Annotated in this window: 22 protein-coding genes; 4 read left to right on the top strand and 18 right to left on the bottom strand. The window is 62.4% G+C overall.

The features are described 5' to 3' along the window. The first annotated feature begins 150 nt into the window (after positions 1-150). Positions 151-1623: a carbon starvation CstA family protein gene (locus OCV80_RS05355; RefSeq protein ID WP_119310620.1), complete on the top strand. Its 1473-nt coding sequence runs from the start codon at positions 151-153 to the stop codon at positions 1621-1623. A 56-nt stretch (positions 1624-1679) separates the two neighbouring features. On the opposite strand, the gene OCV80_RS05350 is transcribed toward OCV80_RS05355, so the two are convergent. From OCV80_RS05350 to OCV80_RS05300, 11 genes are all read right to left on the bottom strand, one after another. Further along, entirely contained in the window at positions 1680-2423 is a 744-nt protein-coding gene (locus OCV80_RS05350) for a ZIP family metal transporter (protein ID WP_136891501.1), read from the bottom strand. Between the two features lie 89 nt (positions 2424-2512). Further along, positions 2513-4456, bottom strand: a complete 1944-nt coding sequence (locus OCV80_RS05345; protein WP_267288259.1) for a complex I subunit 5 family protein — start codon at positions 4454-4456, stop codon at positions 2513-2515. 12 nt (positions 4457-4468) lie between these two features. Then, positions 4469-5959 carry a complex I subunit 5 family protein gene (locus OCV80_RS05340; protein WP_021749253.1) on the bottom strand — a complete coding sequence of 497 codons (1491 nt, stop codon included), beginning with the start codon at positions 5957-5959 and terminating at the stop codon, positions 4469-4471. 33 nt (positions 5960-5992) lie between these two features. After that, entirely contained in the window at positions 5993-7444 is a 1452-nt protein-coding gene (locus OCV80_RS05335) for a complex I subunit 5 family protein (protein ID WP_249390690.1), read from the bottom strand. 28 nt (positions 7445-7472) lie between these two features. Further along, positions 7473-8987, bottom strand: coding sequence for a complex I subunit 5 family protein (locus tag OCV80_RS05330; RefSeq protein WP_021749255.1), 1515 nt, complete (start codon positions 8985-8987; stop codon positions 7473-7475). Then, entirely contained in the window at positions 8987-9358 is a 372-nt protein-coding gene (locus OCV80_RS05325) for a sodium:proton antiporter (RefSeq protein ID WP_021749256.1), read from the bottom strand. The genes OCV80_RS05330 and OCV80_RS05325 overlap by 1 nt, the downstream gene beginning before the upstream one ends. Positions 9359-9376: 18 nt before the next feature. Further along, entirely contained in the window at positions 9377-10273 is an 897-nt protein-coding gene (gene mbhE / locus OCV80_RS05320) for a hydrogen gas-evolving membrane-bound hydrogenase subunit E (RefSeq protein WP_021749257.1), read from the bottom strand. Beyond that, a complete protein-coding gene (locus tag OCV80_RS05315) occupies positions 10266-10517 on the bottom strand; it encodes a hydrogenase subunit MbhD domain-containing protein (protein ID WP_021749258.1) in 252 nt (83 codons plus the stop codon). The genes mbhE and OCV80_RS05315 overlap by 8 nt, the downstream gene beginning before the upstream one ends. Beyond that, positions 10514-10837 (bottom strand): monovalent cation/H(+) antiporter subunit G, encoded by a 324-nt coding sequence (gene mnhG, locus OCV80_RS05310; protein ID WP_021749259.1) that lies wholly within the window; start codon positions 10835-10837, stop codon positions 10514-10516. The genes OCV80_RS05315 and mnhG overlap by 4 nt, the downstream gene beginning before the upstream one ends. Then, complete coding sequence (locus OCV80_RS05305) at positions 10827-11144, bottom strand: monovalent cation/H+ antiporter complex subunit F (RefSeq protein ID WP_119310617.1); 318 nt, start codon at positions 11142-11144, stop codon at positions 10827-10829. The genes mnhG and OCV80_RS05305 overlap by 11 nt, the downstream gene beginning before the upstream one ends. Continuing rightward, positions 11132-11605, bottom strand: a complete 474-nt coding sequence (locus tag OCV80_RS05300; RefSeq protein WP_025544339.1) for a Na+/H+ antiporter subunit E — start codon at positions 11603-11605, stop codon at positions 11132-11134. The genes OCV80_RS05305 and OCV80_RS05300 overlap by 13 nt, the downstream gene beginning before the upstream one ends. A 382-nt stretch (positions 11606-11987) precedes the next feature. On the opposite strand from OCV80_RS05300, the gene OCV80_RS05295 reads away from it, so the two are divergent. The 3 genes from OCV80_RS05295 to OCV80_RS05285 all read left to right on the top strand — a co-directional run bounded on the left by OCV80_RS05295 (position 11988) and on the right by OCV80_RS05285 (position 14547). Continuing rightward, positions 11988-13265: a glycosyl hydrolase family 18 protein gene (locus OCV80_RS05295; RefSeq protein ID WP_036630330.1), complete on the top strand. Its 1278-nt coding sequence runs from the start codon at positions 11988-11990 to the stop codon at positions 13263-13265. Positions 13266-13373: 108 nt separating this feature from the next. Next, on the top strand, positions 13374-14132 hold the full coding sequence (locus OCV80_RS05290; protein ID WP_119310616.1) for a carboxymuconolactone decarboxylase family protein: 759 nt from the start codon (positions 13374-13376) through the stop codon (positions 14130-14132). A gap of 13 nt (positions 14133-14145) precedes the next feature. Next, positions 14146-14547, top strand: a complete 402-nt coding sequence (locus OCV80_RS05285) for a MerR family transcriptional regulator (protein ID WP_021749267.1) — start codon at positions 14146-14148, stop codon at positions 14545-14547. A gap of 51 nt (positions 14548-14598) precedes the next feature. On the opposite strand, the gene OCV80_RS05280 is transcribed toward OCV80_RS05285, so the two are convergent. The 7 genes from OCV80_RS05280 to OCV80_RS05250 all read right to left on the bottom strand — a co-directional run bounded on the left by OCV80_RS05280 (position 14599) and on the right by OCV80_RS05250 (position 21448). Next, positions 14599-15582, bottom strand: coding sequence for an acyltransferase family protein (locus OCV80_RS05280; protein WP_119310615.1), 984 nt, complete (start codon positions 15580-15582; stop codon positions 14599-14601). 2 nt (positions 15583-15584) lie between these two features. Continuing rightward, the gene (locus OCV80_RS05275) at positions 15585-16322 is read right to left on the bottom strand and encodes a M15 family metallopeptidase (RefSeq protein WP_021749269.1); all 738 of its coding nucleotides are present in this window, start codon (positions 16320-16322) and stop codon (positions 15585-15587) included. Further along, positions 16319-17365 (bottom strand): D-alanine--D-serine ligase VanG, encoded by a 1047-nt coding sequence (gene vanG, locus OCV80_RS05270; RefSeq protein ID WP_021749270.1) that lies wholly within the window; start codon positions 17363-17365, stop codon positions 16319-16321. The genes OCV80_RS05275 and vanG overlap by 4 nt, the downstream gene beginning before the upstream one ends. A 114-nt stretch (positions 17366-17479) precedes the next feature. Next, positions 17480-18610, bottom strand: a complete 1131-nt coding sequence (locus tag OCV80_RS16445; RefSeq protein ID WP_317258892.1) for a sensor histidine kinase — start codon at positions 18608-18610, stop codon at positions 17480-17482. Next, positions 18603-19298: a VanR-ABDEGLN family response regulator transcription factor gene (gene vanR, locus OCV80_RS05260; protein ID WP_267288258.1), complete on the bottom strand. Its 696-nt coding sequence runs from the start codon at positions 19296-19298 to the stop codon at positions 18603-18605. Before vanR ends, OCV80_RS16445 begins: the two co-directional genes overlap by 8 nt. A 129-nt stretch (positions 19299-19427) precedes the next feature. Further along, positions 19428-20075: a potassium channel family protein gene (locus OCV80_RS05255; RefSeq protein ID WP_119310613.1), complete on the bottom strand. Its 648-nt coding sequence runs from the start codon at positions 20073-20075 to the stop codon at positions 19428-19430. 29 nt (positions 20076-20104) lie between these two features. After that, positions 20105-21448 carry a TrkH family potassium uptake protein gene (locus OCV80_RS05250; protein WP_021749274.1) on the bottom strand — a complete coding sequence of 448 codons (1344 nt, stop codon included), beginning with the start codon at positions 21446-21448 and terminating at the stop codon, positions 20105-20107. Between the last annotated feature and the right edge of the window lie 15 nt (positions 21449-21463).

The following is a 21463-nucleotide window of genomic DNA, read 5'->3' as shown; positions in this document are numbered from 1 at the left end:
GGTGAGGTAAACGAATTTTTAATTGTTTTCTCTGCGATATTAACAAATTCTTTATAAATATGAATAAATTATTTACAACTCCTTTCTTCAGTGCTATGATAAAGCCAGAATCTGTCCGGGAAACTGGGCATAAAGGAGTGTGTGTTTTCTATGGCAACCTTTCTCATCGGCCTGGTGATTCTGTTCGTAGGCGCAGCCATCTATGGCAAGTTCTGCGAAAAGGTCTTCGGCCCCGATGACCGGGAGACGCCCGCCTATTCCAAGCAGGACGGCGTGGACTACGTTCCCATGCGGGAATGGAAGAACAGCCTCATCAACCTGCTGAATATCGCAGGCACCGGCCCCATCATCGGACCCATTCAGGGCATCCTGTTCGGGCCCATCGCATTCATCACCATCCCCATCGGCAACGTAATCGGCGGCGCTATGCACGACTATTTCTCCGGCATGATCTGCCTCCGCGACGGCGGCACCCAGATGCCGGACATGGTCCGCAAGTACTCCAACAAGGGTGTTTTCACTGTTTACCAGATTTTCCTGAGCGTACTGCTGCTGCTGGTCGGCGCGGTGTTCATCTACACCCCCGGCGACATCGCCGCCACTCAGGTGTTTGGTTTTGACGGTGCTGCCACCTCTGTCTCCACCTGGGTGATTTACGGTGTCATCTTCGTTTATTATCTGATCGCCACCGTGTTCCCCATCGATGCCATCATCGGCCGCATCTATCCCATCTTCGGTGCTATCCTGCTGCTGTCTGCCGTGGGTGTGTTCATCGGCATGTTCGTCAAGGGCTATCCCCTGCTGAACCTGTGGGACAACTGGCAGAGCGCCACCTTCAATTATGGTGAGTATTTCACCGCGCAGCACTTCATTCCTGTGTTCTTCATCACTGTGGCCTGCGGCATTCTCTCCGGCTTCCATTCCACGCAGACCGCTATCATCTCCCGCACCATGAAGAGCGAGAAGCAGGGCCGCATGACCTTCTACAATATGATGATTCTGGAAGGCTTCATTGCCATGATCTGGGCCGCCGCCGCTATGGGCGTGTACAACCTGGGTCTGCAGGAGGTCAATGCCTCTCTGGCCACCGGCACTGTCGGCATCATCTGCCGCGATCTGCTGGGCCCCGTGGGCGGCATCATCGCCCTGCTGGGCGTCATCGTTCTGCCCATCACCTCCGGCGATACCGCGCTGCGTTCTCTGCGCCTGTCCATCTCTGACTCTCTGCACATCGATCAGAGCTCTAAGCCGAAGCGCTTGGGCCTGTCCGCCATCATCTTCGCGCTGGTGGCGGTGATTCTGGTCTTTGCGAAGAGCAGCCCCGATGGATTCAATCTGCTGTGGCGTTACTTCGCATGGTCCAACCAGACCCTGTCCCTGTTCGCATTCCTGGGTATCTCCGTATGGATGTTCGAGAACAGCAAGGCCAAGTGGGTGTGGATCCCCCTGATTCCCGGTGCTTGGTACACCTTTGTTACAGTGACCTTCATTGCCAATGCACAGATCGGCTTCCATATTCCCTGGACGCCCGCCTACATCATCGGTGTCTGCGCTGCTGTGGCTTACGTTGCTATCATTGTCTGGTACGGCAAGAAGCGCGCTGCCCGGCTCCAGAAGCTGTAAGCTGTAACTATTTTCTGAAACAAACCCGTCCCGCCAAGTGGCGGGACGGGTTCTTTTTATCCCAAAACCACGCCCATGCCTGTTAGAACCCCCAGCACCGCCGCCATCACGGGCGCTGGGGATCGGCACAGGCGGAAGGACTCCGGCAGCAGTTCACCGAATACCACGTACAGCATCGCCCCGGATGCTCCGCCCAGTGTGAGCATCTGCAGGCCCGGCCCCATCGTTCCCAGGCAGAAGCCCAAAACCGCCCCCAGCACCGTGGGCGCGCCGGCTACCGCTGTGGTCAGGACTGCCCGTCCTCTGCTGGCACCGCCTGCCGCCAGGGGAACTGCAACAGCCATTCCCTCTGGAATGTTGTGGAGCCCGATCACCAGTGCCATCATTCGCCCATCCTCTCCCGCTTCGGCCAGATCCGCAGCGTAGGAGGCGCCGATTACCATCCCCTCTGGCAGGTTGTGCAGGGCAATAGCGGCTGCCATCACCACACCTGCCAGAAAGAGCCCTCCCCGCTTCGCACCTGCCTGCAGCCCGCTTACCAGCTCCTCCAGGAGCCAGATCCCCCCGCAGCCCGCCAGTACGCTGGCAGATGCCGCAGGAAGCGCGGAGAGCCCTGGCCCCGCCTGAATGGCATCGGTCAGCAGGTCTGCACACACCACAGCAAGCATCATGCCCGCCGCAAAGCTCAGCAGCACACTCACGGTCCTGTCCGTACCTCTGCGGAACAGATAGGCGGCCAGGCCCCCCAGCCCGGTCCCTCCCATGCCTGCCGCGGCCGTGACAGCTATGATCGTACCCACAATCTTCTCTCCCTCCCATAAAGATGGGCCAGGAACACCGCATAAGCGGCATTCCTGGCCTTTCGCGTTCTTCTGTATCCGTTGTCGACTCACAGCAGCATATACAGCAGCAGGAAGATCAGCCCTCCGCCTGCCAGCATGAGATCAAAGGAGAAGGTCTCTTCCGTTAGGAAACGGAGGGGTTTCCGTCCGTATGTGCCGAAGTTCTCGGCCCGCTTCGGCACAAAGATGCCGGGGGCCTTGGTAAAGAGGATCCGCTCCCCCAGCAGCACCAGCCAGTCGCCTACGGAGGCGGCCACCCGGGCGCAGAGGGCCCCCACAAAGGTCAGGGCCGACAGCAGCGGGCGGTATACCAGATTCTCCAAATCCAGCCGGGCCGGCCAGCGGTCCAGATAAACCATGCCATCCGCCTCCCGCCGCATCAGCAGCCCTCGGACCACCAGGAGATAGACTGCTGCGCCAATAGCTAGGGAGATGCATGCGCCCTTCAGGTTGACCCAGGCAAAATAATGGACGCTGTGACCAGGATCTGCCCGCAGGAATCGCCCCGCCCATTGGGCCAGAGGCTCCATGGTCAGTCCCGGAGTCAGGCCCAGCACCAGCAGCAGGGCTGCGCCCACACTCAACGCCGCATGGGTGCCCGGGGACATATAGTCCTTCAAGGCCGGCCGTTGGCCAACAGCACGGCTGGAGACAAAAATCGCCACGAACAGCTTTGTCATGTACGCCGCTGTCAGTCCGCCGGAGAGCAGAAACAGCCACTCCACCGTCGTGAACCAACCTGCGGCGGCCCCCGCGTGCTCCAGCACATGGATGTACTCCACGATGCTCTCATGGAGCAAGGTCTTGCTCACATAGCCGGAAAAACCCGGTACGCCTGCAATGGAGGCCGCCCCCACGAAGAACAGGACCTTCAAAACCGGCTTGTTCCGCCCCCAGCCCCGGATGTCATTGAGATTCAGCGAGTGAGTTCCCAGATACACCACACCTGCCGCCACAAACAACACCAGCTTGATGAGGGAGTGGTTCAGCATGTGCAGCACCGTGCCCCAGGCCGCCAGGGCGTTCTCGCCGTTCAGGAAGCCCTGCATGGCTGTGCCCACCAGAATAAAGCCGATCTGGGACATGGAGGAGCAGGCCAGCGTCCGCTTCAAATCGACGGAGAACAGCGCCAGCACAGCTCCCAGCACCATGGTCACCACGCCCAGGGCCAGTACCACTGTATTCCAGGGAAGCTCTGTCCAGAACAGATACCGGCAGAGAATGAGCACACCGAAAACACCGCTCTTGGTCAGGATGCCGGACAGCAGGGCAGACGCCGGTGCCGGCGCCACGGGATGGGCTTTTGGCAGCCAGATGTGCAGGGGGAACATCCCGGCCTTGGCGCCAAATCCCACCAATGCGCATCCACCGGCCACGTACATGGACCCGCGCTTCTCCGCAGGCAGCGCGGATACCGCCTCCGCCATAGCAGAAAACTCCAGCGTCCCCAGCAGCTGCTGGAGGAGCAGCAGGCCCGCCAGCAGCGCCATGCCGCCGATCACAGCCACAGCCAGATACGTCTGTCCGGCCTGCCGGGCCTCCTCCGTCTCGTTTTGCACCACCCATACATAGGAGGTGAAGGACATCATCTCAAAGAACACGAACAGCGTGAACAGGTCCGCTGCCAGAAACACCCCCATCAGAGCCCCCAGCGTCAACAGCCAGAAAAAGTAGAAACGATTACAGCCCTCGGCGGCGGCAAAGTAGCTGGGGCAGTTGAGGCCGGTGGCCGCCCACAGGAAGGCGCTCACCAGCGCCAGCAGGCTCCCCAGACTCCCGGCCTGAAGCCGCAGGCCAAAGCCAAAGACCCCCGGCAGCTCCAGGGCAGCCCCGGGCCACAGCAGAAGCAGCAGTGCAGCGGCCAGCTCCACTGCGGGAATGATCTGGATCAGCCAATTCCGGTATCTCCTGTCCCGCCGCCGCAGCGGGAACACCCAGGCAGAGAGCAGCATGGGGAACAGGACCAGAAACAGCAGCAGAATGTTTCCCATCGTCTCCCTCCCTTACCAGTTCCGCGGAACCGCGTTCCATAAAAAGCCGATCACTTCGTTGGACAGCAGCGCCAGAATCACACCGGAGGCGGTCAGCAGCACCAGCGGGATCCACATGGTCCTGGCCGGGTCGTGTACCCGGGCCAGTGCCGCACGGTCCAGCTCTCCCACCGGGAAATAGGCCCGCACCACAATAGTCAGCATGTACAGCGTCGTCAGCAGCGTGGACAGAATCAGCGCGGCGATGCCCGCGTAGGCCAGCGGATTCACCGAGGCCACTGCCGCCTCCGCAATCATCCACTTGCCTGCGAAGCCTCCCAACGGCGGCATTCCGATCAGCGCAAAGGAGGAGACGGTGAATGTGGCAAACACCACCGGCATGGCCCGGCCGAAGTCCTCCATCTCATAGATATACTCCTTCCCGCTCTTGAGAATAATGGCGCCGGCGCAGCAGAACATGGTGATCTTGGTGAATGCGTGGTAGACCATGTGGGTCATGCCGCCCACCATCCCTGCCGGGGTCATCAACGTCAGGGCAAAGAGGATGTAGGAAAGGTTGCTCACCGTGGAAAACGCCAGCCGCCGCTTCAGATGGGGTGTCCGCAGCGCCCGAGCGGAGCCGTAAACAATGGTCACGATAGCCGCCGTCATCACCACCGTCTGGGCCCAGCTTCCCCGCAGGAAATCCGCCCCGAAGCCGTAGTAAATTAGCCGCAGCACTGCGAAGGCGCCGGCCTTGACCACCGCCACTGCATGGAGCAGTGCAGACACCGGCGTAGGTGCCACCGAGGCGTCCGGCAGCCAGCCGTGGAAGGGAAATACTGCCGCCTTCACCCCGAAGCCGAAAAAGGCCGCCACAAACACCAGCTCCAGCGTCCGCTCGTTTCCCGCCGCCAGACTCTGATCCAGAATGCCGCCGTAGGTGAAGTTCAGGTGTCCCACGCCGTAATTCAGCAGAAAGACGATCCCGATAAAGGCAAACGCCGCGCCGGAAAGGGAGTACACCAGATACTTCCGCCCGGCATACCGGGCCTTCTCGTCCATGGCGTGCATCACCAAAGGCAGCGTGGTCAGCGTCAGGACCTCATAGAAGAAATACAGCGTCAGAAAATCCTCGGAATAAGCGATACCCAGCACCACACCGTAGGCCATCAGCCAAAAAGCGAAGAACCGGTTCTCATGCCCCTCGTGGGACATATAGTCCAGCGAGTACGCCGTCACCAGCGGCCACAGCACGGACACGATGGCCCCATAGACCATGGACGCCCCGTCGATCCGCAGGGAGATGGAGAACGCCTCGTTGAATCTCACCATGATACAGGCCAGAAAGCCGCTCCCATAGAGATAGGTCAGCACGATACAGGCCAGAGACAGTGCTGTCGTCGCCAGGGATGCCGCCATGATATAGATGCTCCGCACCCTCCGGCTCTTGGGCTGCAGGATCAGCAGCGCGATTCCCAGCACGATGGGAACCAGAATGGGCAATGTCAGAAATTGGCGCACAGACGTACCTCCCTTCTCAAAGCTTCCCCACTGTCAGGGGAACAGCCGGGCCGCCAGAAGACCCAGCCAATGCAGCAGGCCGCCGGGCAGCAGACCCATCAGCACCACAGCCGCGGCAAAGGCAATCATGGGCCATGTCATCTGGACTCCCACTTCCCGCCGCTCCGTAATAAAATCCCGGCCGGGGAAGAATCCCTCTGTCACCACCGGCAGCAGGTATCCCGCCGTCAGCAGGGCGGAGACCACCAGCACCACCAGCCCTGCGACGCCAAAGGCCTGGATCGGTGCCTCCAGGCTGGCGGTGAGCAGGTACCACTTGCTCACGAATCCCGCCATGGGCGGAATCCCGATCAGGGAGAGGGCCGCCAGGGTGAAGCACCACATGGTTACCGGCATCCGCCGGCCGATGCCCCGCAGTTGATCCACCCGGGTGCAGTTGGTGGAGAAGATGATGGCGCCCGCCGCCAGGAAGAGCGTATCCTTGGCCAGGGCATGGAAGACCATCTGCAGAAGAGAGGCCTGGACGCCATCCGGCGTCAGCAGCATCAGGCCGAACAGCACATAGGACACTTGGCTCACCGTGGAATAGGCCAGCCGCCGCTTCAGCTGCTTTTCCCGATAGGCCAACATGGACCCCACGAACACCGTGGCCAGCGTCAGCGTCAGCAGCACATATTGGGGCCAGCTGCCCGCCAGAAACTCCGGTCCAAACATATAATAAGTAACCCGGATCACAGCCACCACGCCACCCTTGGTAATGACACCGGAGAGCACGGCTGAGGCTGGGGCCGGCGCCACCGGATGGGCGGCAGGCAGCCAGGACTGCATGGGCATCATGCCCGCCTTGGCCCCGAAGCCAACGATCATCAGACAGTATGCCACCAGCAGCAGCGGCTGGTGCTCTGCAGCCCGGGAGAAATCGATGGCCCCACCCGGCTGAAAATCCGGCACCGTCAAGTAATAGGCGATAAAGAAGTAGCCGGCCAGGGCCATGCCCGCGCCGAATACGGAATACCCCAAGTATTTGAAGCCTGCCCGGCGGGCCGCCGGCGTGGCATTGTGCAGCACCAGCGGCACCGTAATCAGGGACATCATCTCGAAGAACATATACATGGTCACGAAGTTGGCCGCCTGAGCAAGGCCCATCAGTACCCCCAGCGTCATGGTATAAAATCCCATGAACTGATTGCCCTGCCCCGCATGGCGGATGTAGGGTTTTGTAAAGACCACCACCGGCGCCCAGATGCACACTGCCAGCACCATGAAGAACTTGGACAGCCAGTCGCTGTTCAGCACCAAGCCCAAGTCCCCCTGGATGGTCAGCAGCCACAGCCGCTGGGTGGGCATCGTGCAGTTAGCCAGCACCATCACGGCGGTAATCACGATCAGCGTCACCACCAGCCAGTCACGGTAAGTCTCATTTTTCTGCCGGAATACGAAGATCCCGCCGATCAGCGGCACCAGAATAGGCAGCAGCAACAGCATGGGCGCACTCCCTCACAAACAACAAGTCTCAAATCAGCCGGACACCCGCCTCGATCAGGTCTGTGATCGGGTGGTAAAAAATGCCCAGCACAAAAATTCCCACGATCAGGATGGCGGCAGCCGCGGTGAAGGCCCGGTCCGCAGCCAGATCCCCCGGATGCACGTCGGCTAGGACCAGCGCCTCATCCTCCGCCGGGGGCTTCACCCAGATGGCCAGCAGCGCCGGAACATAGTACAGTGCGTTCAGCACCGTGGACAGGGCGATGGTCAGCAGGATCATCGCCGTCATACCGGTGGGCACGGCCGCGCTGGCAAAGTAGAGCTTGGAGACAAAGCCGCCGAACAGGGGGATGCCGATCATGGACAGGGCCCCCACAGTGAAGCCCAAGCCCGCCCCAATGTCCCGGTAGGCGCTGCCCCGCAGGTTCTTCAGGCTCTTGTGGTGGCCGCTGACGGCGGAGAGTCTGCCGGCGCAGAGAAACAGCAGCGGCTTGCAGCAGGCATGGACCAGGATATGGAAACAGGAGGCGATCAGCCCCTCGATGCTCCCCAGGCCCACACCCATGAAGATATACCCCACCTGCGCCACGGAGGAATACGCCAGCATCCGCTTGATATGGTTCTCCCGCATAGCAGCCAGAGAGCCCAGAATCATTCCCAGCAGCCCAAAGGCCAGGATCACGTCGGTGACTCCCAGCTCCACCATCAGCTCCATGGAGAAAACCCGCAGGATCATCACCAGCAGCAGCACGATGTACCCCTTCAGCACCAAGCCGGACAAGATGGCGGAGGACGCTGTGGTGGCGCCGCCGTGGGCATCCGGCAGCCACAGGTGGAAGGGGAACATGGCGCTCTTGACGCCCAGTCCCGCCACCAGCAGCCCTACAGCCACCGTCAGCGGGAGCGTGTAGCTCTCCGAGAGCCGCAGCTCCGCCACTGCCTCCGCCAGAGAGGGCATCAGCAGATAGCCGGTGATGCTGTTCAAAATGGTCAGCCCGATCAGGAACAGCCCGGACCCCACCAGGCTCATGAACAGGTACCGGATGGTGGCGATCAGATTGGGGCCGTTGTCCTTGGCCATCACCAGCGCGCAGGCCGCGATGGTGCTGGTCTCGATGAACACATACCCGGTGAACATGTCGTTGGTGTAGGTCAGTGCCAACAGGGACGCCTCCAGCATGTTCACCATGACAAAGTAAAACTTCTGCTTCTCCGGCAGGATGTCCTGAAACAGGTCCCGCCGCCCGCCCGCCAGAGCAAGGGCCATCACCAGGGAGAACACGGCGGCCAGCAGTGCCTGAAGCGGCCCGCAGTTGATGGCGTTGCCGTACGGCGCCAGAAATCGCCCCATGGCGTAGGTGAAGCTCACTCCCTCTGCATAGGTGTATTCCAGTACCCAGCCGTTCAGCAGCGCGGATGCAGCGCACACTCCGATGGTGATCCAGTAGCTGATCCGCCCGCTGCGGATGGCCGCGGTCACGATGGCCGCCAGGATAGCCAGAAAAATCGAAAAGAAGGGAAAGTTCTCCACAAACGGCCGCATCAGTCGTCCTCCTTCTTGGCCCGCTCCAGCAGTTCCCGCATCTCAATGGTGCCATAGCGGCGGTAGATCCGCTGGATCAACGCCAGGGAAAACGCCGTGATGGACACAGATACCACAATGCCGGTCAGCACCAGGCCGCTGGGAATCGGATTGATGTACAGCGGGTCGAAGCCCCGGTCCCCCACGATGGGCGCGACGCCCCCGTCAATATACCCCAGCGAGGCCAGCAGCAGGAAGACGGCCGAGTCCATGATGTTGAATCCGATCACCTTGCGCAGCAGATTCTGCTGCAGCATCAGATTCGTGAAGCCGATGCCAAACAGGATGACAGCAGTGACCGCGTAGCGGTTCTGGATGATCTCCTCCAGCATTCTCTTCTCCGCCTCCTCTCAGATCTCTCCCCTGGAAAACAGGGCGTAGAATCCATATACGGTGCAGGCCACCACCAGCCCCACCGCCAGGTCGATCAGCAGGATCATCCCGGTGAGGTAATTGGGCAGGCCGTTGGCCCCGATGAAGATGTAAACGCCGTACAGCACAGCATACAGCAGCAGACCGAAGGTCCGCACCGCGCTGTACCGCCTCTGGTTCATCAGCACCCGCGTGTGTCCGGGGCCAAAGGCAGCGGAAAACAGGATCAGTCCCGCCCCCAGGATAGTCCCGCCGGAAAACCCGCCGCCCGGCGACGTCTCGCCGTTCAGCAGCACATAGATGGCAAAAAGGAAAATAAAAGGAAGCAGCACCCAGGCCACCTGCTTGAGGATCAGGTCAGAGCGGCCCTGCACGGCGGTCTCCTCCCGCTCCATCTGCTGGAGCTCATGCTCGCTGGTGTTCTTCCGGTCCCGCAACAGCAGGATCATCACCGCCGACACCGCCAGAAACAGCACGCAGCTCTCCCCCAAAGTATCGAAGCCGCGGTAGCCGATAATCATGGCCGTCACCACGTTCTCAGAGCCCGTCTCCTCTTCGCTGTGCTCCAGATATCGCTCCGCCACCTCGTTGTTGATGGGGTTGTCTTCCTGGCCGAATCCGGGCATGTTCATCACTGTGGTGAACAGGATAATTCCCAGCGCCACGCAGATCACCGCCGCGGCGATGGGATACCAGTTGAAAAACTTCCGCAGCCGGTCCTTTTCCCGCCGCTCGAACTCCTCCTCTGACGGGCGGAATTCCCGGTGGGGGCGCTGCTCCATGACGAACAGTGTCCGGTCCTTGGGCTCCCGATCTCCGTCCACCCAGGAGATAAACTGTTTCAGCCGGTCCGGCTGCTCCTCTTTTTTACTCATCCCGTGTCCCCTTCAGCGCGTGGATCTTCTTCAGCGTCAGGAAAAAGAGGATGCTGGTCACACCGGCGCCCACAGCCGCCTCCGTAATGGCCAGATCCGGGCTCTGGAGCAGGCTCCACAGCACCGCCATCATCAGGGACAGCGCCATATACACGATTACCGATGCCAGCAGCCGCTTGCACAGCGGCGCTGCAATAGCACACACGATCACCCCGACCAGCAGGATGTATTCCAGAACGATCATCGTACCTCCACCTCGCATTCCTTTTCCAAATCCGGGACTGTGGATACCTCCATCTCCGCGACCAGATGGCTGCACACCGGACTGGTCAGCCATAAAAACACAAAGATCAGCAGCGTCTTTGCGGCGGACAGGGACCAGCCGTGCAGCAGCATCAGCCCGATCAGAACGCAGAAGATACCCAGGGAGTCCCCCACTGCGGCGGCGTGCATCCGGTTGAGCACATAATCGAACCGGAACAGCCCCAGCACAGCGGAGAAAAACACGAACAGGCCGAACAGGAAACATGCCAGCCCGGCTGCGGTCACCAGATTATCGATCATGGGCGTTTCCTCCCGTCTTCTCCCGCTCCGGGCGTTTCCGCCGCCGGGCCGCCACCAGACGGGAGACCACCACCACCGCCAGAAAGCTCAGCAGCGCGAACACCAGGGCCACATCCACCAGAAAGTCCTCCCGCAGCCAGACGGAGAGCAGCACCAGCTCCGCGATCACCAGCGTACTGATGACATTCACGGCCACGATGCGGTCCGTAAACCGGGGGCCCAGCACCGCCCGCACCAGCGTCGCCAGGATCAGCAGCGCCAGCACCACGGCGCCCGCGGTCAGCACCCAGGTCCTCACTTGTTCCATTGGGCCGCCTCCATCCTCTCCAGCCGCTGCTGGAAGGAACTGTCCTCAATCCCCTCTGCCAGCGGCGTGTCCAGTGTGTGCACCAGCATCCGGCCGTCCTCGGCCCGCACGGTGATTGTCCCCGCGGTGAGCGTGATCGAGTCTGCCAGCATTGCCCTGCGGCGGTCTGTCTTCAGCGGGGTGTGGAACCACACCAGCTTGGGTTCGATGCCCTTGGGGCGGGTGTAGATGATCCGCATGATTACCAGTCCGGCCTTCAGCATCTCCGCCAGCAGGTGAGCAAAATACCGCGCCATGGCCCAGATTCTGGAAGGACTGCCGCAGAACACCCGCCACTGATAGCCCAGCACCCGCTTGCAGAACCAGGAGATCAGCGCCGAGACTGCAACGCCCCACAGGCAGGTATGGACACTGATCCCGCCGGACAGCAACAGCCACAGCAGGAAAAACAGCAGGAACATCGCTTTGCCTCCCTCTTTGCGCTGTATACAAAAAGAGACGTCTCAGCAAGTGGTGTGTTTCCTCCCTCAACGGCGGATGGCACACGCTTGTTGGACGTCATCGTCTACCCGTTTTTCGTTAAAAAACGCACAAGCTTTAACATTATTTTAACGATTCTCCACGTCTCTGTCAACTATTTCAGCGGTTTTGACCCTCCTGGCACGCCGGAAAATATCCACAAATCTCTGAATCAAATTTCGGCGTTCTGACAAAGCGTCACAATTCTTCCAAATGTGCTCTGTCAAGCAGCCGTCTCTTCCGTCATATTTTCCAACTCCCTCCAGTGGGCACCGCATATCCCCACCCCGGCCTGCATAGTCTCCAAAGGAGGTGATGTCCAACATGACGATCCATGTGGTCCAAGCCGGCGAGACGGTCGGCTCCATCGCGGAATCCTACGGCGTCGATCCCGCCCGCCTGGCCGCGGACAACGCCGTGCCCCCCAGCGGCGCCCTGGCGGTGGGACAAACTCTGGTGGTCCGCTTTCCCCGCCAGGTCCACGCTGTCCGGGCCGGGGAGACCCTGGCTTCCATCGCGGAGGCATACGGCACCACAGTCCGCCGCCTCTGGCAGAACAACTGGCCTCTGGGCGGCGGAGCAGCCCTCCAGCCCGGACAGGTCCTGGTGATCTCCTACTTTGACGAGCCCCTGGGCGCCGCCGCCTTCAACGGTTATGCCTACCCCTACATTGATATGTCCCTTCTGAATGCGGAGCTTCCCTATCTCACCTATCTGACCCCTTTCACCTACGGGATCACCGCCGACGGCGATTTGCTCCAGCTGGAGGATGACGCTCTCCTCTCCGCTGCCCGTCAGCGGGGCGTCCGCCCGGTGATGCATCTGTCCACCATGACAGAAACCGGTCAGTTCGACACCCAGCGGGCCACCCTGGTCCTGACAGACAGCGCCGTCCAGGACCGCCTAGTGGATCAGGTCCAGCAGACACTCCGCCGCCGTGGCTACGCCGGGCTGGATGTGGACTTTGAATTTCTCCCCGGCCAGCTGGCGGCGGCCTACGCCGCCTTTCTCGCCCGCCTGCGGCGGCTCCTGAACTCCCAGGGCTTCTTTCTCTGGGCCGCTCTAGCCCCCAAGACCTCCGCCCGGCAGGCGGGACTTCTGTACGAGGGGCACGACTATGCCGCTGTGGGTGCCGCTGTGGACGGCGTGCTTCTGATGACCTATGAGTGGGGCTACACCGCAGGACCGCCCATGGCGGTATCCCCCCTGCCCAACGTCCGGACCGTGCTGGACTACGCCGTGACGGAGATCCCGCCGGAGAAGATCTTCTTGGGCCTTTCCAACTACGGCTACGATTGGCCCCTGCCCTTTGTCCAGGGCGTCACCCGGGCGCCCTCCATCTCCAATCAGCGGGCCATCGAGCTGGCCATTGAACATGACGTGGCCATCCAGTACGATGAGACGGCCCAGGCCCCCTTCTTTCACTACACCGCAGCAGACGGCACAATTCACGAAGTCTGGTTTGAAGACGCCCGCAGTCTTTCCGCCCGTCTGTCCCTGATCGCGGAATACGGTTTCCAGGGTGCCGGCATCTGGAACCTGATGCGCCCCTTCTCCCAGCTCTGGCTGGTCATATCCTCTCTGTATCATATTGAGGATTGATTCCCCTGCGGAGTATTTGAAAAAGCACTTGACTTGGAGTAGACTCCAAGTGCTAAAGTGTTCTCATCAAAAGACAGCGCCCCGCAGGCGCAAAGGAGGCTTTTCAGTATGGCGCTTTCCGCATCTGCCAAAGACTATTTGTCCCGTTTCTTTCCCGGCCCTCCTTCCCCGCTGTGGGAAACGGATCCGGAGTTTATGGAGCTCTTCGCCAATTTCGCCCTGGACGAGGTGGTGAACCAGGGGGACCTGGATGACGCCGCCAGGATGATGGCCATTCTCGCTGCCCTACTGGGCTGCCAGGGTGTGGAGGAATACCGCGTGCTGCTGCCCGCCGCCCTGCGGGCCGGCATCACCCCTGTCCAGGTAAAGGAGATTCTCTATCAATCCGTGGCCTATCTGGGGATCGGCCGGGTGCGTCCCTTTTTCTCCGTGACGAATCAGGTGCTGACGGAGCAGGGCGTCGCCCTGCCGCTGGAGCCCGGCTCCACCACCACGGCAGAGACCCGGCTGGCCGCGGGCAACCAGGCCCAGGTGGATATCTTCGGTGAGGGGATGCGGGGCTTTCAGAACAGCGGCCCGGAGGAAAGCCGCCACATCAACCGCTGGCTGGCGGACAACTGCTTCGGCGACTACTACACCCGCGGGGGGCTGGACTATAAGCAGCGGGAAATGATCACCTTCTGCTTCCTGGCCGCCCTGGGCGGCTGCGAACCCCAGCTCACCAGCCACGCCGGTGCCAATCTGAGGATTGGAAACGACAATGCCTTCCTGATCCAGGTCATCTCCCAGTGCCTGCCCTACATCGGCTATCCCCGCAGCCTGAACGCCCTGCGGTGTGTGAACGACGCGGCCCAGGCCGCCCGCTGAGAGGAGAACGGCCATGACCATCGCCGAAGTGAGCAGGAAGTATGATATTTCAGCGGACACCCTTCGCTACTACGAGCGCATCGGCCTGATCCCGCCTGTCCCCCGCACCAGGGGCGGCCTGCGGGACTACGGGGAGGAGTCCTGCGGCTGGATCCAGCTGATGAAGTGCATGCGGGCCGCCGGGGTGCAGATCGAAGCCCTGATCGAATATGTGGACCTGTTCCAGCAGGGAGACGCCACCCTGGACGCCCGCAAGGCCCTGCTGGTAGAACAGCGGGACCAGCTGGTGTCCCGGATGGCGGAGATGCAGGCCTCTCTGGACCTGCTGAATCAGAAAATCGACCGGTACGAGCAGGGTATGATGACAGCTGAACAGCAGCTCCGCCGTCTTCACGCGGAGCGCGAAGGCGCCTGAGAGGCCCAAAAAGGACAATATACTGTCGAAGTTCGACAATATATTGTCCTTTTATCCTTTATTGGAGCGTTTCAGCGGCCGTCTGCTCCAGGCCAGCCACAGCGCCCAGGACGCCGCCGCGCTGGAGGCCAGCACGGCCAGGAAATGCCCCATGCTGTTCTCCACCAGCGGACCTTCCAGGCCCAGCACCTCCGCGCCGCCCCGGACCAGCACGATGCACCAGGGGTGCAGGACATAGATCAGTGAAGAGAGCTTGCGGCAGCTCCGCCTTTCTCCGCGATTCAGCCCCAGCAGAAGGGAAAACAGGCAAACCATCACCAGCGGCAGCAGCATGTACATGCTGTCGTGCCGCTGGACCTGAAGCCCATGGAGCCAAAGCCCCTCTGCGGTCATGGCCGCGAAGGCGGCGCACAGGCCTGCAGCGGAGGTCCTCACGCTCCACCGCACACCGGCGGCTCCCAGCAGCAAAAATAGCGGCGTGAAAAACAGTCCGTTCCGCGTATAGGCAAAGATTTGGAAAATCTCCCCGTACAGCGCCTCCAGCGCCGGGAGCTGGCAGGTCAGTCCATAATAGCTGTCTCCGCCCAGGCCCACCAGGTAAAGGAGCCCGGCCGCGGTCAACGCCGTCCGGGAGCCCAGCCGGAGCAGCCCCCTGGCCACTAGAACACCCAGAATCACGCCTGGAAAATACCACAGGTGATAGAAGGTCCCATCCAGCAGGAGCTTTTTGACCCACTCCGCTGGCCCATAGCCGCCGTTGTACCAGTTCAGCGGCAGATACAGCAGCACCGCCGCCCCGTAGAGCAGACAGGTCTTTTTCAGAAAGACGCCGGTCCTGCGCCACTGGTCCTTTGCCAGAAAATAGCCGCTGACCATCAGGAAAAACGGCACCGCCACCCGGGCCAGCACCCGGGTGAACCAGAAGTCCCACAATGGGGAAACAGACACCAGCGGGGAGGTGTGGTTCGCCACCACCAGCATCACCGCCGCCAGACGGAAGAGATCCAACGCCGCGCCCCGGCGTCCGTCTGCCATACCTACACCTCCCAAACTGTCACGACAAATCCGTTCCGGTTGTCGCCGGAGACCTGGCAGCAGCCCTCCGGCAAGCGGAGCTCCGTCTCATCGCCGGCGCAGGGCATGTAAAACACCCGTGCGCTCCGCCCATGTTCCAGGCGGCACGTCCTGGGCGCTGTCTGCACCCAGTCCAGATACTCCTCCAGGCACAGGCCCTCCCGCTCCATCAGCAGGGCATGAGGCGTCCCCACATACCGATAGTGCCACGGCTCACAGGCGATACCGGTCAGGGACTCCTTTTCCCGGTGGTACCGCTGGATGAAGCCATACCGGGGCGCCAGTCGCCGGAACCGCCCGCAGGCGCCTTCCTCCGGAAAATCGGGCCGGATGAAGTCGATCTCCCGCGCTGCCCGGCCCAGGTCGATGGCAAGCCCCGTCTGGTGCTCGCTGCACCCGGGGACCGCCACATACTGCCGGGTGAACGCCTCTCCCCGTCTTTGCAGGGTGTCCTCCCAAATGGCCTGCTGCTCCGCCTGACTGCGCCAGCCGGAGACCGGCACGATCTCCCGCGCCCCGCCTGCTGCCTGGATGCAGGCGGCCAGCAGCCGGGCGGCCTGCCGCTCCAGCAGGATATTGGGATACCGCTCGTCCGCTGCTGTCAGCAGCTGCCGCGGCTCCTCCGCCAGGGGATGCTGACGGTTCACCAGCACCAGCGGCCCGGAGCGCATCTGCCGCCGGCTGTACCGCGCCGCCCTCATAGCTCGGCCCCCAGCTGGATCAGGCGGCTCACCAGCTCCCGGAAGGGGATGCCGGCGGCACGCATCATGGCAGGATAGCGGCTGTGGGGCGTGAAGCCCGGGATCGTGTTCACCTCGTTGAACACAATCTCCCCCCAGGGGGTGAGGAACAGGTCCACCCTGGCAAATCCCCGGCAGCCCAGTGCCCGGTAGAGGACCTTCGCCGTCTCCCGGATCTCCGCTGCCTTTTGCGGGGCGATCCGGGCGGGGCAGTGGATGGCCGATGTCTGGAGGGTGTATTTCTCCGTATAGTTGAAGAAGCCCCGGGACAGCTCCACCTCATCCACCGCCCCGACGGTGAGCTCCCGGTTCCCCAGCACCGCACAGCCCACCTCAAAGCCGGGAATGGCCTCCTCCAGCAAAATCTCGCCGTCGTGGCGGAAGGCCGCCTCCACCGCCGGAGCCAGCTGTGCCGGCTCCTCCACCCGGCTCACGCCGAAGGAAGAACCCGCCCGCACCGGCTTGACAAACAGCGGCCAGCCCAGTGTTTCGGCTGCCGTCCGGAGCTCCTCAAAGGCACAGTCCTCCGGGAAGAGACGGCTCCGGGGCACCCGTACCCCCGCCAGAGCCGCCAGCTTGTGGGCTCGGTCCTTGTCCATGCACAGGGCGCTGGACAGCGTCCCGCAGCCTACCAGGGGCACACCGGCCAATTCCAGCGCCCCCTGAACCGTGCCGTCCTCACCGTTCCTGCCGTGGAGAACCGGGAAGGCCAAGTCAAAAGCCACTTCCCGGCCGGAGCCGTCCAACAGCACCAGGGCCCGGTTCCCCCGGTCCAGCCGCAGAGTGCAGGGCACGCACGCCGCCTCCCGCTGCCATCTTCCACCGGGAATGGCATCCAGCGGCCCTGTGTAAACATACCACGCCCCCTCCCGGGTGATCCCTACCGGGATGGGGCAGTACCGCTCCGGGTCCATGTGCGTCAGCACGCCGTGGGCGGACTGCAGAGACACCTCATGCTCTGAAGAGCATCCGCCGAACAGCACCAATATCCGCAATCTTTCCATCTCATGTCCTTTCCGGCGCCCAGCGCCTTTCCTGATGGAAAGATCGTATCAGATTCGCTTCCCGCAGATCTGTGGACGTTCCTGCAAACCTCCTGTGATTTTCCTGCGGAAATCTTACGAATTTCTTGCGGCGGCCCCCTGCAGGGGCAGGCGGACGGTAAAGGTGATCCGGTTGTCCGCGCTGGCAGCCCGGATCGTCCCGCCGTGGAGGGCAATGATTTCCTTGGCTATGGCCAAGCCAAGGCCCGCGCCGCCCGTGCGGGTGGCGCGGGAGCTGTCCAGCCGGAAGAACTGGTCGAAGATGCGCTCCAGCTTCTCCGCCGGAATGGTCCGCCCCTCGTTGGTAAACGTCAGGACCACGGTATCCGCCTCCTGCTGTCCGGTGATCCGGACTGTGGACCCCGGGAAGCTGTAATGGAAGGCGTTGCGCAGCAGGTTATCGAACACCCGGGCCAGCTTGTCCGGGTCGCAGTCGTATGCCAGACGGGGCGGCAGCTCCAGTTCACACCGCAGGTCCTTTTCCGCGAACTGGGGGGCAAACTCACTGGCCACCTGCTCCAGCATCCGGGTCAGGTCCGTAGGCTGCTTCTCCAGCTCCAGATGGGTCAGGCTGAAGCGGGTGATGTCAAAGAACTCATTGATGAGGTCCTCCAGCCGCTCCGCCTTCTCCAGGGCGATGCCGGTATACCGGCTCCGCAGCTCCGGGGAGAGCTGCGGCTCGTCCCGTAGCAGCGTAAGGTAGCCGATGACGCTGGTGAGCGACGTCTTCAAATCATGGGCCAGATAGACCACCAGATCGTTTTTCCGCTGCTCTGCCTCCCGGGCAGCCCGGGCGTCCCGCAGGGCCCGTTCCCGGACGGCGTTCAGCTGCCCCTCCAGGTCCTCCATGGGCTCCGGCAGCTCAATGGGCTCCTCTCCCGGCTGGGCCAGCTGCTCTGCCGCCGCGGCCAGCGTGTCCACCAGCCGCATGGGGCGGGCAATGAAGGAATAGCTGATAGCCACCCAGCCCAGCAGGATGACCAGCATACACACAAAGACGATGTAATCCCGTACCCAGTTGAGGAACTGGTAGAGCGGATCCCACGCATACCACGTAAAGGCGCTGCATACCAGATACCCCAGGAAGACCGCCGCCAGCACCACCGTCACCCAGGCCGTCAGTGCCAGCAGATAGAATCCCCAGGTCCGCAGGGCCCGGCGGCGGCCCCGGTCCGACAGCGGGGGCCGTTCTCTTCTCTTATTCAATGGTATACCCCACCCCCCAGACCGTCTTGATGAACTTCGGCTTCCGGCTTGGCTCGTGCATCTTCTCCCGCAGGCGGGCGATGTGGCTCATGACCGTGTTGTTGCTGTCCATGTACTTCTCGCCCCACACCGCCTCAAACAGCTCCTCACTGGGCACCACCTGTCCCCGGTGCTCGCAGAGATACCAGAGAATGGCAAACTCCAGCGGCGTCAGCGCCAGCTCCTCGCCGAAGAGAACGCACTTATGCGTGGTCCTGGAGATCTGCAGCCCCCGGAAGTCATGCTCCGCGGTCTCCCTGGGTTCCGCCGCCTCGCCGGTGTTGTACCGGGTATAGCGCCGCAGCTGGGTCTTCACCCGGGCCACCAGCTCCAGCGGATTAAAGGGCTTGGTAATGTAGTCATCCGCCCCCAGGGTCAGGCCCATGATCTTGTCCATGTCCTCCACCCGGGCGGTGAGCATGAGGATGGGAAAGAGGTGTTCCTCCCGGATCTTCTGGCACAGGGTAAAGCCGTCCAGGTCCGGGAGCATCACGTCCAGAATGGCCAGGTCCAAATGCTGCCGCGCCACGCAGGTCAGCGCCGTCTCCCCGCTGCCGCACTTGTACACTGTGTAGCCCTCATTTTTCAGGCAGACCTCCACCAGATCCGCAATCGCCGCTTCGTCATCCACCACCAGGATCTCCGCCATGCCTTCGCCTCCGCTCTTTTCTTGCGTGATACATCCATTATACCAGACCCGACAGGGAATGCAAACCGGCCTTTTCCGTCCCGGCGTGAAAAAGGCAGAGCCGCCAACAGACGGCTCCGCCCAGCTGCGTCAAAAGTGCAGGAACTTCTGTACATCCCGGTCCGCGCCCAGAACCAGCATCGTCTCCCCCTCCCGGAAGCAGTAGTCGCCGCCCGGAATGGGGATGAGCTCCTCTCCCCGCTTGGCGGCCAGGATGTTGATATTGTGCCGCTGGCGCACCCCCAGCTGGCCGATGGTCTTGCCCACCCAGGCCGGCGGCACCGCCGTCTCGTAAATGGCGTGGTCCGGCGTCAGCTGGATGTAGTCAAAGATATGGTCGGAGCTGTACCGCACCGCCGCCCAGCTGGCGGTCTCCCGCTCCGGATAAACCACGTCATCCGCGCCGTTGCGCAGCAGAAATTTGGCGTGGACATCCCGTGCCGCCCTGGACAGGACGAAGCGTGCGCCCTGCTCCTTCAGCAGGGCCGTGGTCTCCAGAGAGCTCTGGAAGTCGTCTCCAATGGCCACCACGCACAGGTCAAAGTTCCGCACCCCCAGGGAGGCGATGAACGCCTCGCTGGTGCTGTCCCCGATCTGCGCGTGGGTCACCAGGTCCAGCGCCTCGTTGACCCGCTCCTCGTTTTTGTCCACCGCCAGCACCTCGTGGTGCAGCTCCTGAAGCTTGGCGGCCATGTGCCGCCCGAAGCGGCCCAATCCGATCAGCAGTACCGATTTCATCCTCACACGTCCTTTCTCAAGCGTACCGCTCAGCCCACAGTGACCCGCTCCTGGGGCAGCTGCGCCGGGGCGGCGCCGCTGTCCGGCAGGACGGCGTAGATCAGCGTCAGGCCGCCCACGCGGCCAAAGTACATCAAAAAGATCAGAATCAACCGGGAGACGCCGCCCAATCCCGGGGTCACCCCCAGCGTCAGCCCCACGGTCCCGAGGGCGGAGGCGGTTTCAAACAGCGCCGCCTCCAGGGAGATGTCCTCCACGCAGCAGATGGCCATACCGCCCAGCAGAAACAGCCCCAGATACATCATAAGGACCGCCGCGGCGCTGCGCAGTGTCTCCGTGGGGAGGCGGCGGCCGAAGCACTGGAGATCCGCCCGCCGGCGGAACACCGCCCGGGCCGCCAGCACAAATACCGCCAGAGTGGTGACCTTGAATCCGCCGGCTGTGGAGCCGGGGGAGCCACCCACCAGCATCAGCAGCGTAATCAGCAGCCGGGAGGGCTCGCTCAGCTGGGAGAGGTCCAGGGTGTTGTACCCTGCGGTCCGGGGGGTGACCGCCTGAAACAGCGCCCCCTGGACCTTCTCCCCCAGGGTCAGCGTCTGCCACTGGGGCAGCCGGAGCTCATAGAGCAGGAAGAACAGCGCCGGCAGCAGGATCAGTGCCGCAGTCACCGCCAGCACCAGCTTGCTCTGAAGGCAGTAGGCCCGCAGGTGCCACTTGTGCTCCCGCACGTCTCCCCAGGTGAGGAATCCGATGCCGCCCAGGACAATCAGCCCCATCACGGTGAAATTCACCAGTGGGTCCCCCGCATAGCCGGTCAGGGAGACGAAGGGCGTGCCCGCCGCCCCCATCAGGTCGAACCCGGCGTTGCAGAAGGAGGACACCGCATGAAACACCGCGTACCAGAGTCCCCGGAACAGCCCCATCTCCGGGCAGAACCGCAGAGCCAGCAGCAACGTCCCCGTCCCCTCCAGGACCAGCGTCACCGCCAGAATGAAGCGGGTCCGGCGAACGATGCCCCCCACCTGGGGTGCGGAGATGGACTCCTGCATCACCCACCGCTCCTTCAGCCCGATCCGCCGCCCGGCCAGCATGGAGATGGCCGCCGCCGCGGTCACCACACCCATGCCGCCAATCTGAATCAGCATGAGGATCACCGCCTGGCCGAAGCCGGACCAGTACAGCGCCGTGTCCTGGACCACCAGTCCTGTCACGCAGGTGGCGGAGGTGGCGGTGAACAGCGCGTCGAAAAAGGCGGCGCCCTGCCCGTCCCGGGTGGAGATGGGCAGGGTCAGCAGTAGTGCTCCCGCCAAAATCAGCAGCGCAAAGCCGATCAGGATGATCCGCGCCGGCGCCATGTGGTTTTTTCTGCGCATGAACACAGCGATCCC

Source organism: Oscillibacter acetigenes (genome assembly GCF_025567605.1).
Lineage (GTDB): Bacteria > Bacillota > Clostridia > Oscillospirales > Oscillospiraceae > Oscillibacter > Oscillibacter welbionis.
The sequence above is the reverse complement of the archived record's forward strand: the minus strand, read 5'-3'. Positions and strand labels throughout refer to the sequence as shown.

Excerpts from the sequence above, each read along its gene's own strand:
- OCV80_RS05355 (WP_119310620.1), top strand. The coding sequence starts at position 151 with ATGGCAACCTTTCTCATCGGCCTGGTGATTCTGTTCGTAGGCGCAGCC.
- OCV80_RS05345 (WP_267288259.1), bottom strand. The coding sequence starts at position 4,456 with ATGGGAAACATTCTGCTGCTGTTTCTGGTCCTGTTCCCCATGCTGCTC.
- OCV80_RS05335 (WP_249390690.1), bottom strand. The coding sequence starts at position 7,444 with ATGCTGTTGCTGCTGCCTATTCTGGTGCCGCTGATCGGCGGGATCTTC.
- OCV80_RS05330 (WP_021749255.1), bottom strand. The coding sequence starts at position 8,987 with ATGCGGCCGTTTGTGGAGAACTTTCCCTTCTTTTCGATTTTTCTGGCT.
- OCV80_RS05325 (WP_021749256.1), bottom strand. The coding sequence starts at position 9,358 with ATGCTGGAGGAGATCATCCAGAACCGCTACGCGGTCACTGCTGTCATC.
- mbhE (WP_021749257.1), bottom strand. The coding sequence starts at position 10,273 with ATGAGTAAAAAAGAGGAGCAGCCGGACCGGCTGAAACAGTTTATCTCC.
- OCV80_RS05315 (WP_021749258.1), bottom strand. The coding sequence starts at position 10,517 with ATGATCGTTCTGGAATACATCCTGCTGGTCGGGGTGATCGTGTGTGCT.
- mnhG (WP_021749259.1), bottom strand. The coding sequence starts at position 10,837 with ATGATCGATAATCTGGTGACCGCAGCCGGGCTGGCATGTTTCCTGTTC.
- OCV80_RS05305 (WP_119310617.1), bottom strand. The coding sequence starts at position 11,144 with ATGGAACAAGTGAGGACCTGGGTGCTGACCGCGGGCGCCGTGGTGCTG.
- OCV80_RS05300 (WP_025544339.1), bottom strand. The coding sequence starts at position 11,605 with ATGTTCCTGCTGTTTTTCCTGCTGTGGCTGTTGCTGTCCGGCGGGATC.
- OCV80_RS05295 (WP_036630330.1), top strand. The coding sequence starts at position 11,988 with ATGACGATCCATGTGGTCCAAGCCGGCGAGACGGTCGGCTCCATCGCG.
- OCV80_RS05290 (WP_119310616.1), top strand. The coding sequence starts at position 13,374 with ATGGCGCTTTCCGCATCTGCCAAAGACTATTTGTCCCGTTTCTTTCCC.
- OCV80_RS05285 (WP_021749267.1), top strand. The coding sequence starts at position 14,146 with ATGACCATCGCCGAAGTGAGCAGGAAGTATGATATTTCAGCGGACACC.
- OCV80_RS05280 (WP_119310615.1), bottom strand. The coding sequence starts at position 15,582 with ATGGCAGACGGACGCCGGGGCGCGGCGTTGGATCTCTTCCGTCTGGCG.
- OCV80_RS05275 (WP_021749269.1), bottom strand. The coding sequence starts at position 16,322 with ATGAGGGCGGCGCGGTACAGCCGGCGGCAGATGCGCTCCGGGCCGCTG.
- vanG (WP_021749270.1), bottom strand. The coding sequence starts at position 17,365 with ATGGAAAGATTGCGGATATTGGTGCTGTTCGGCGGATGCTCTTCAGAG.
- vanR (WP_267288258.1), bottom strand. The coding sequence starts at position 19,298 with ATGGCGGAGATCCTGGTGGTGGATGACGAAGCGGCGATTGCGGATCTG.
- OCV80_RS05255 (WP_119310613.1), bottom strand. The coding sequence starts at position 20,075 with ATGAAATCGGTACTGCTGATCGGATTGGGCCGCTTCGGGCGGCACATG.
- OCV80_RS05250 (WP_021749274.1), bottom strand. The coding sequence starts at position 21,448 with ATGCGCAGAAAAAACCACATGGCGCCGGCGCGGATCATCCTGATCGGC.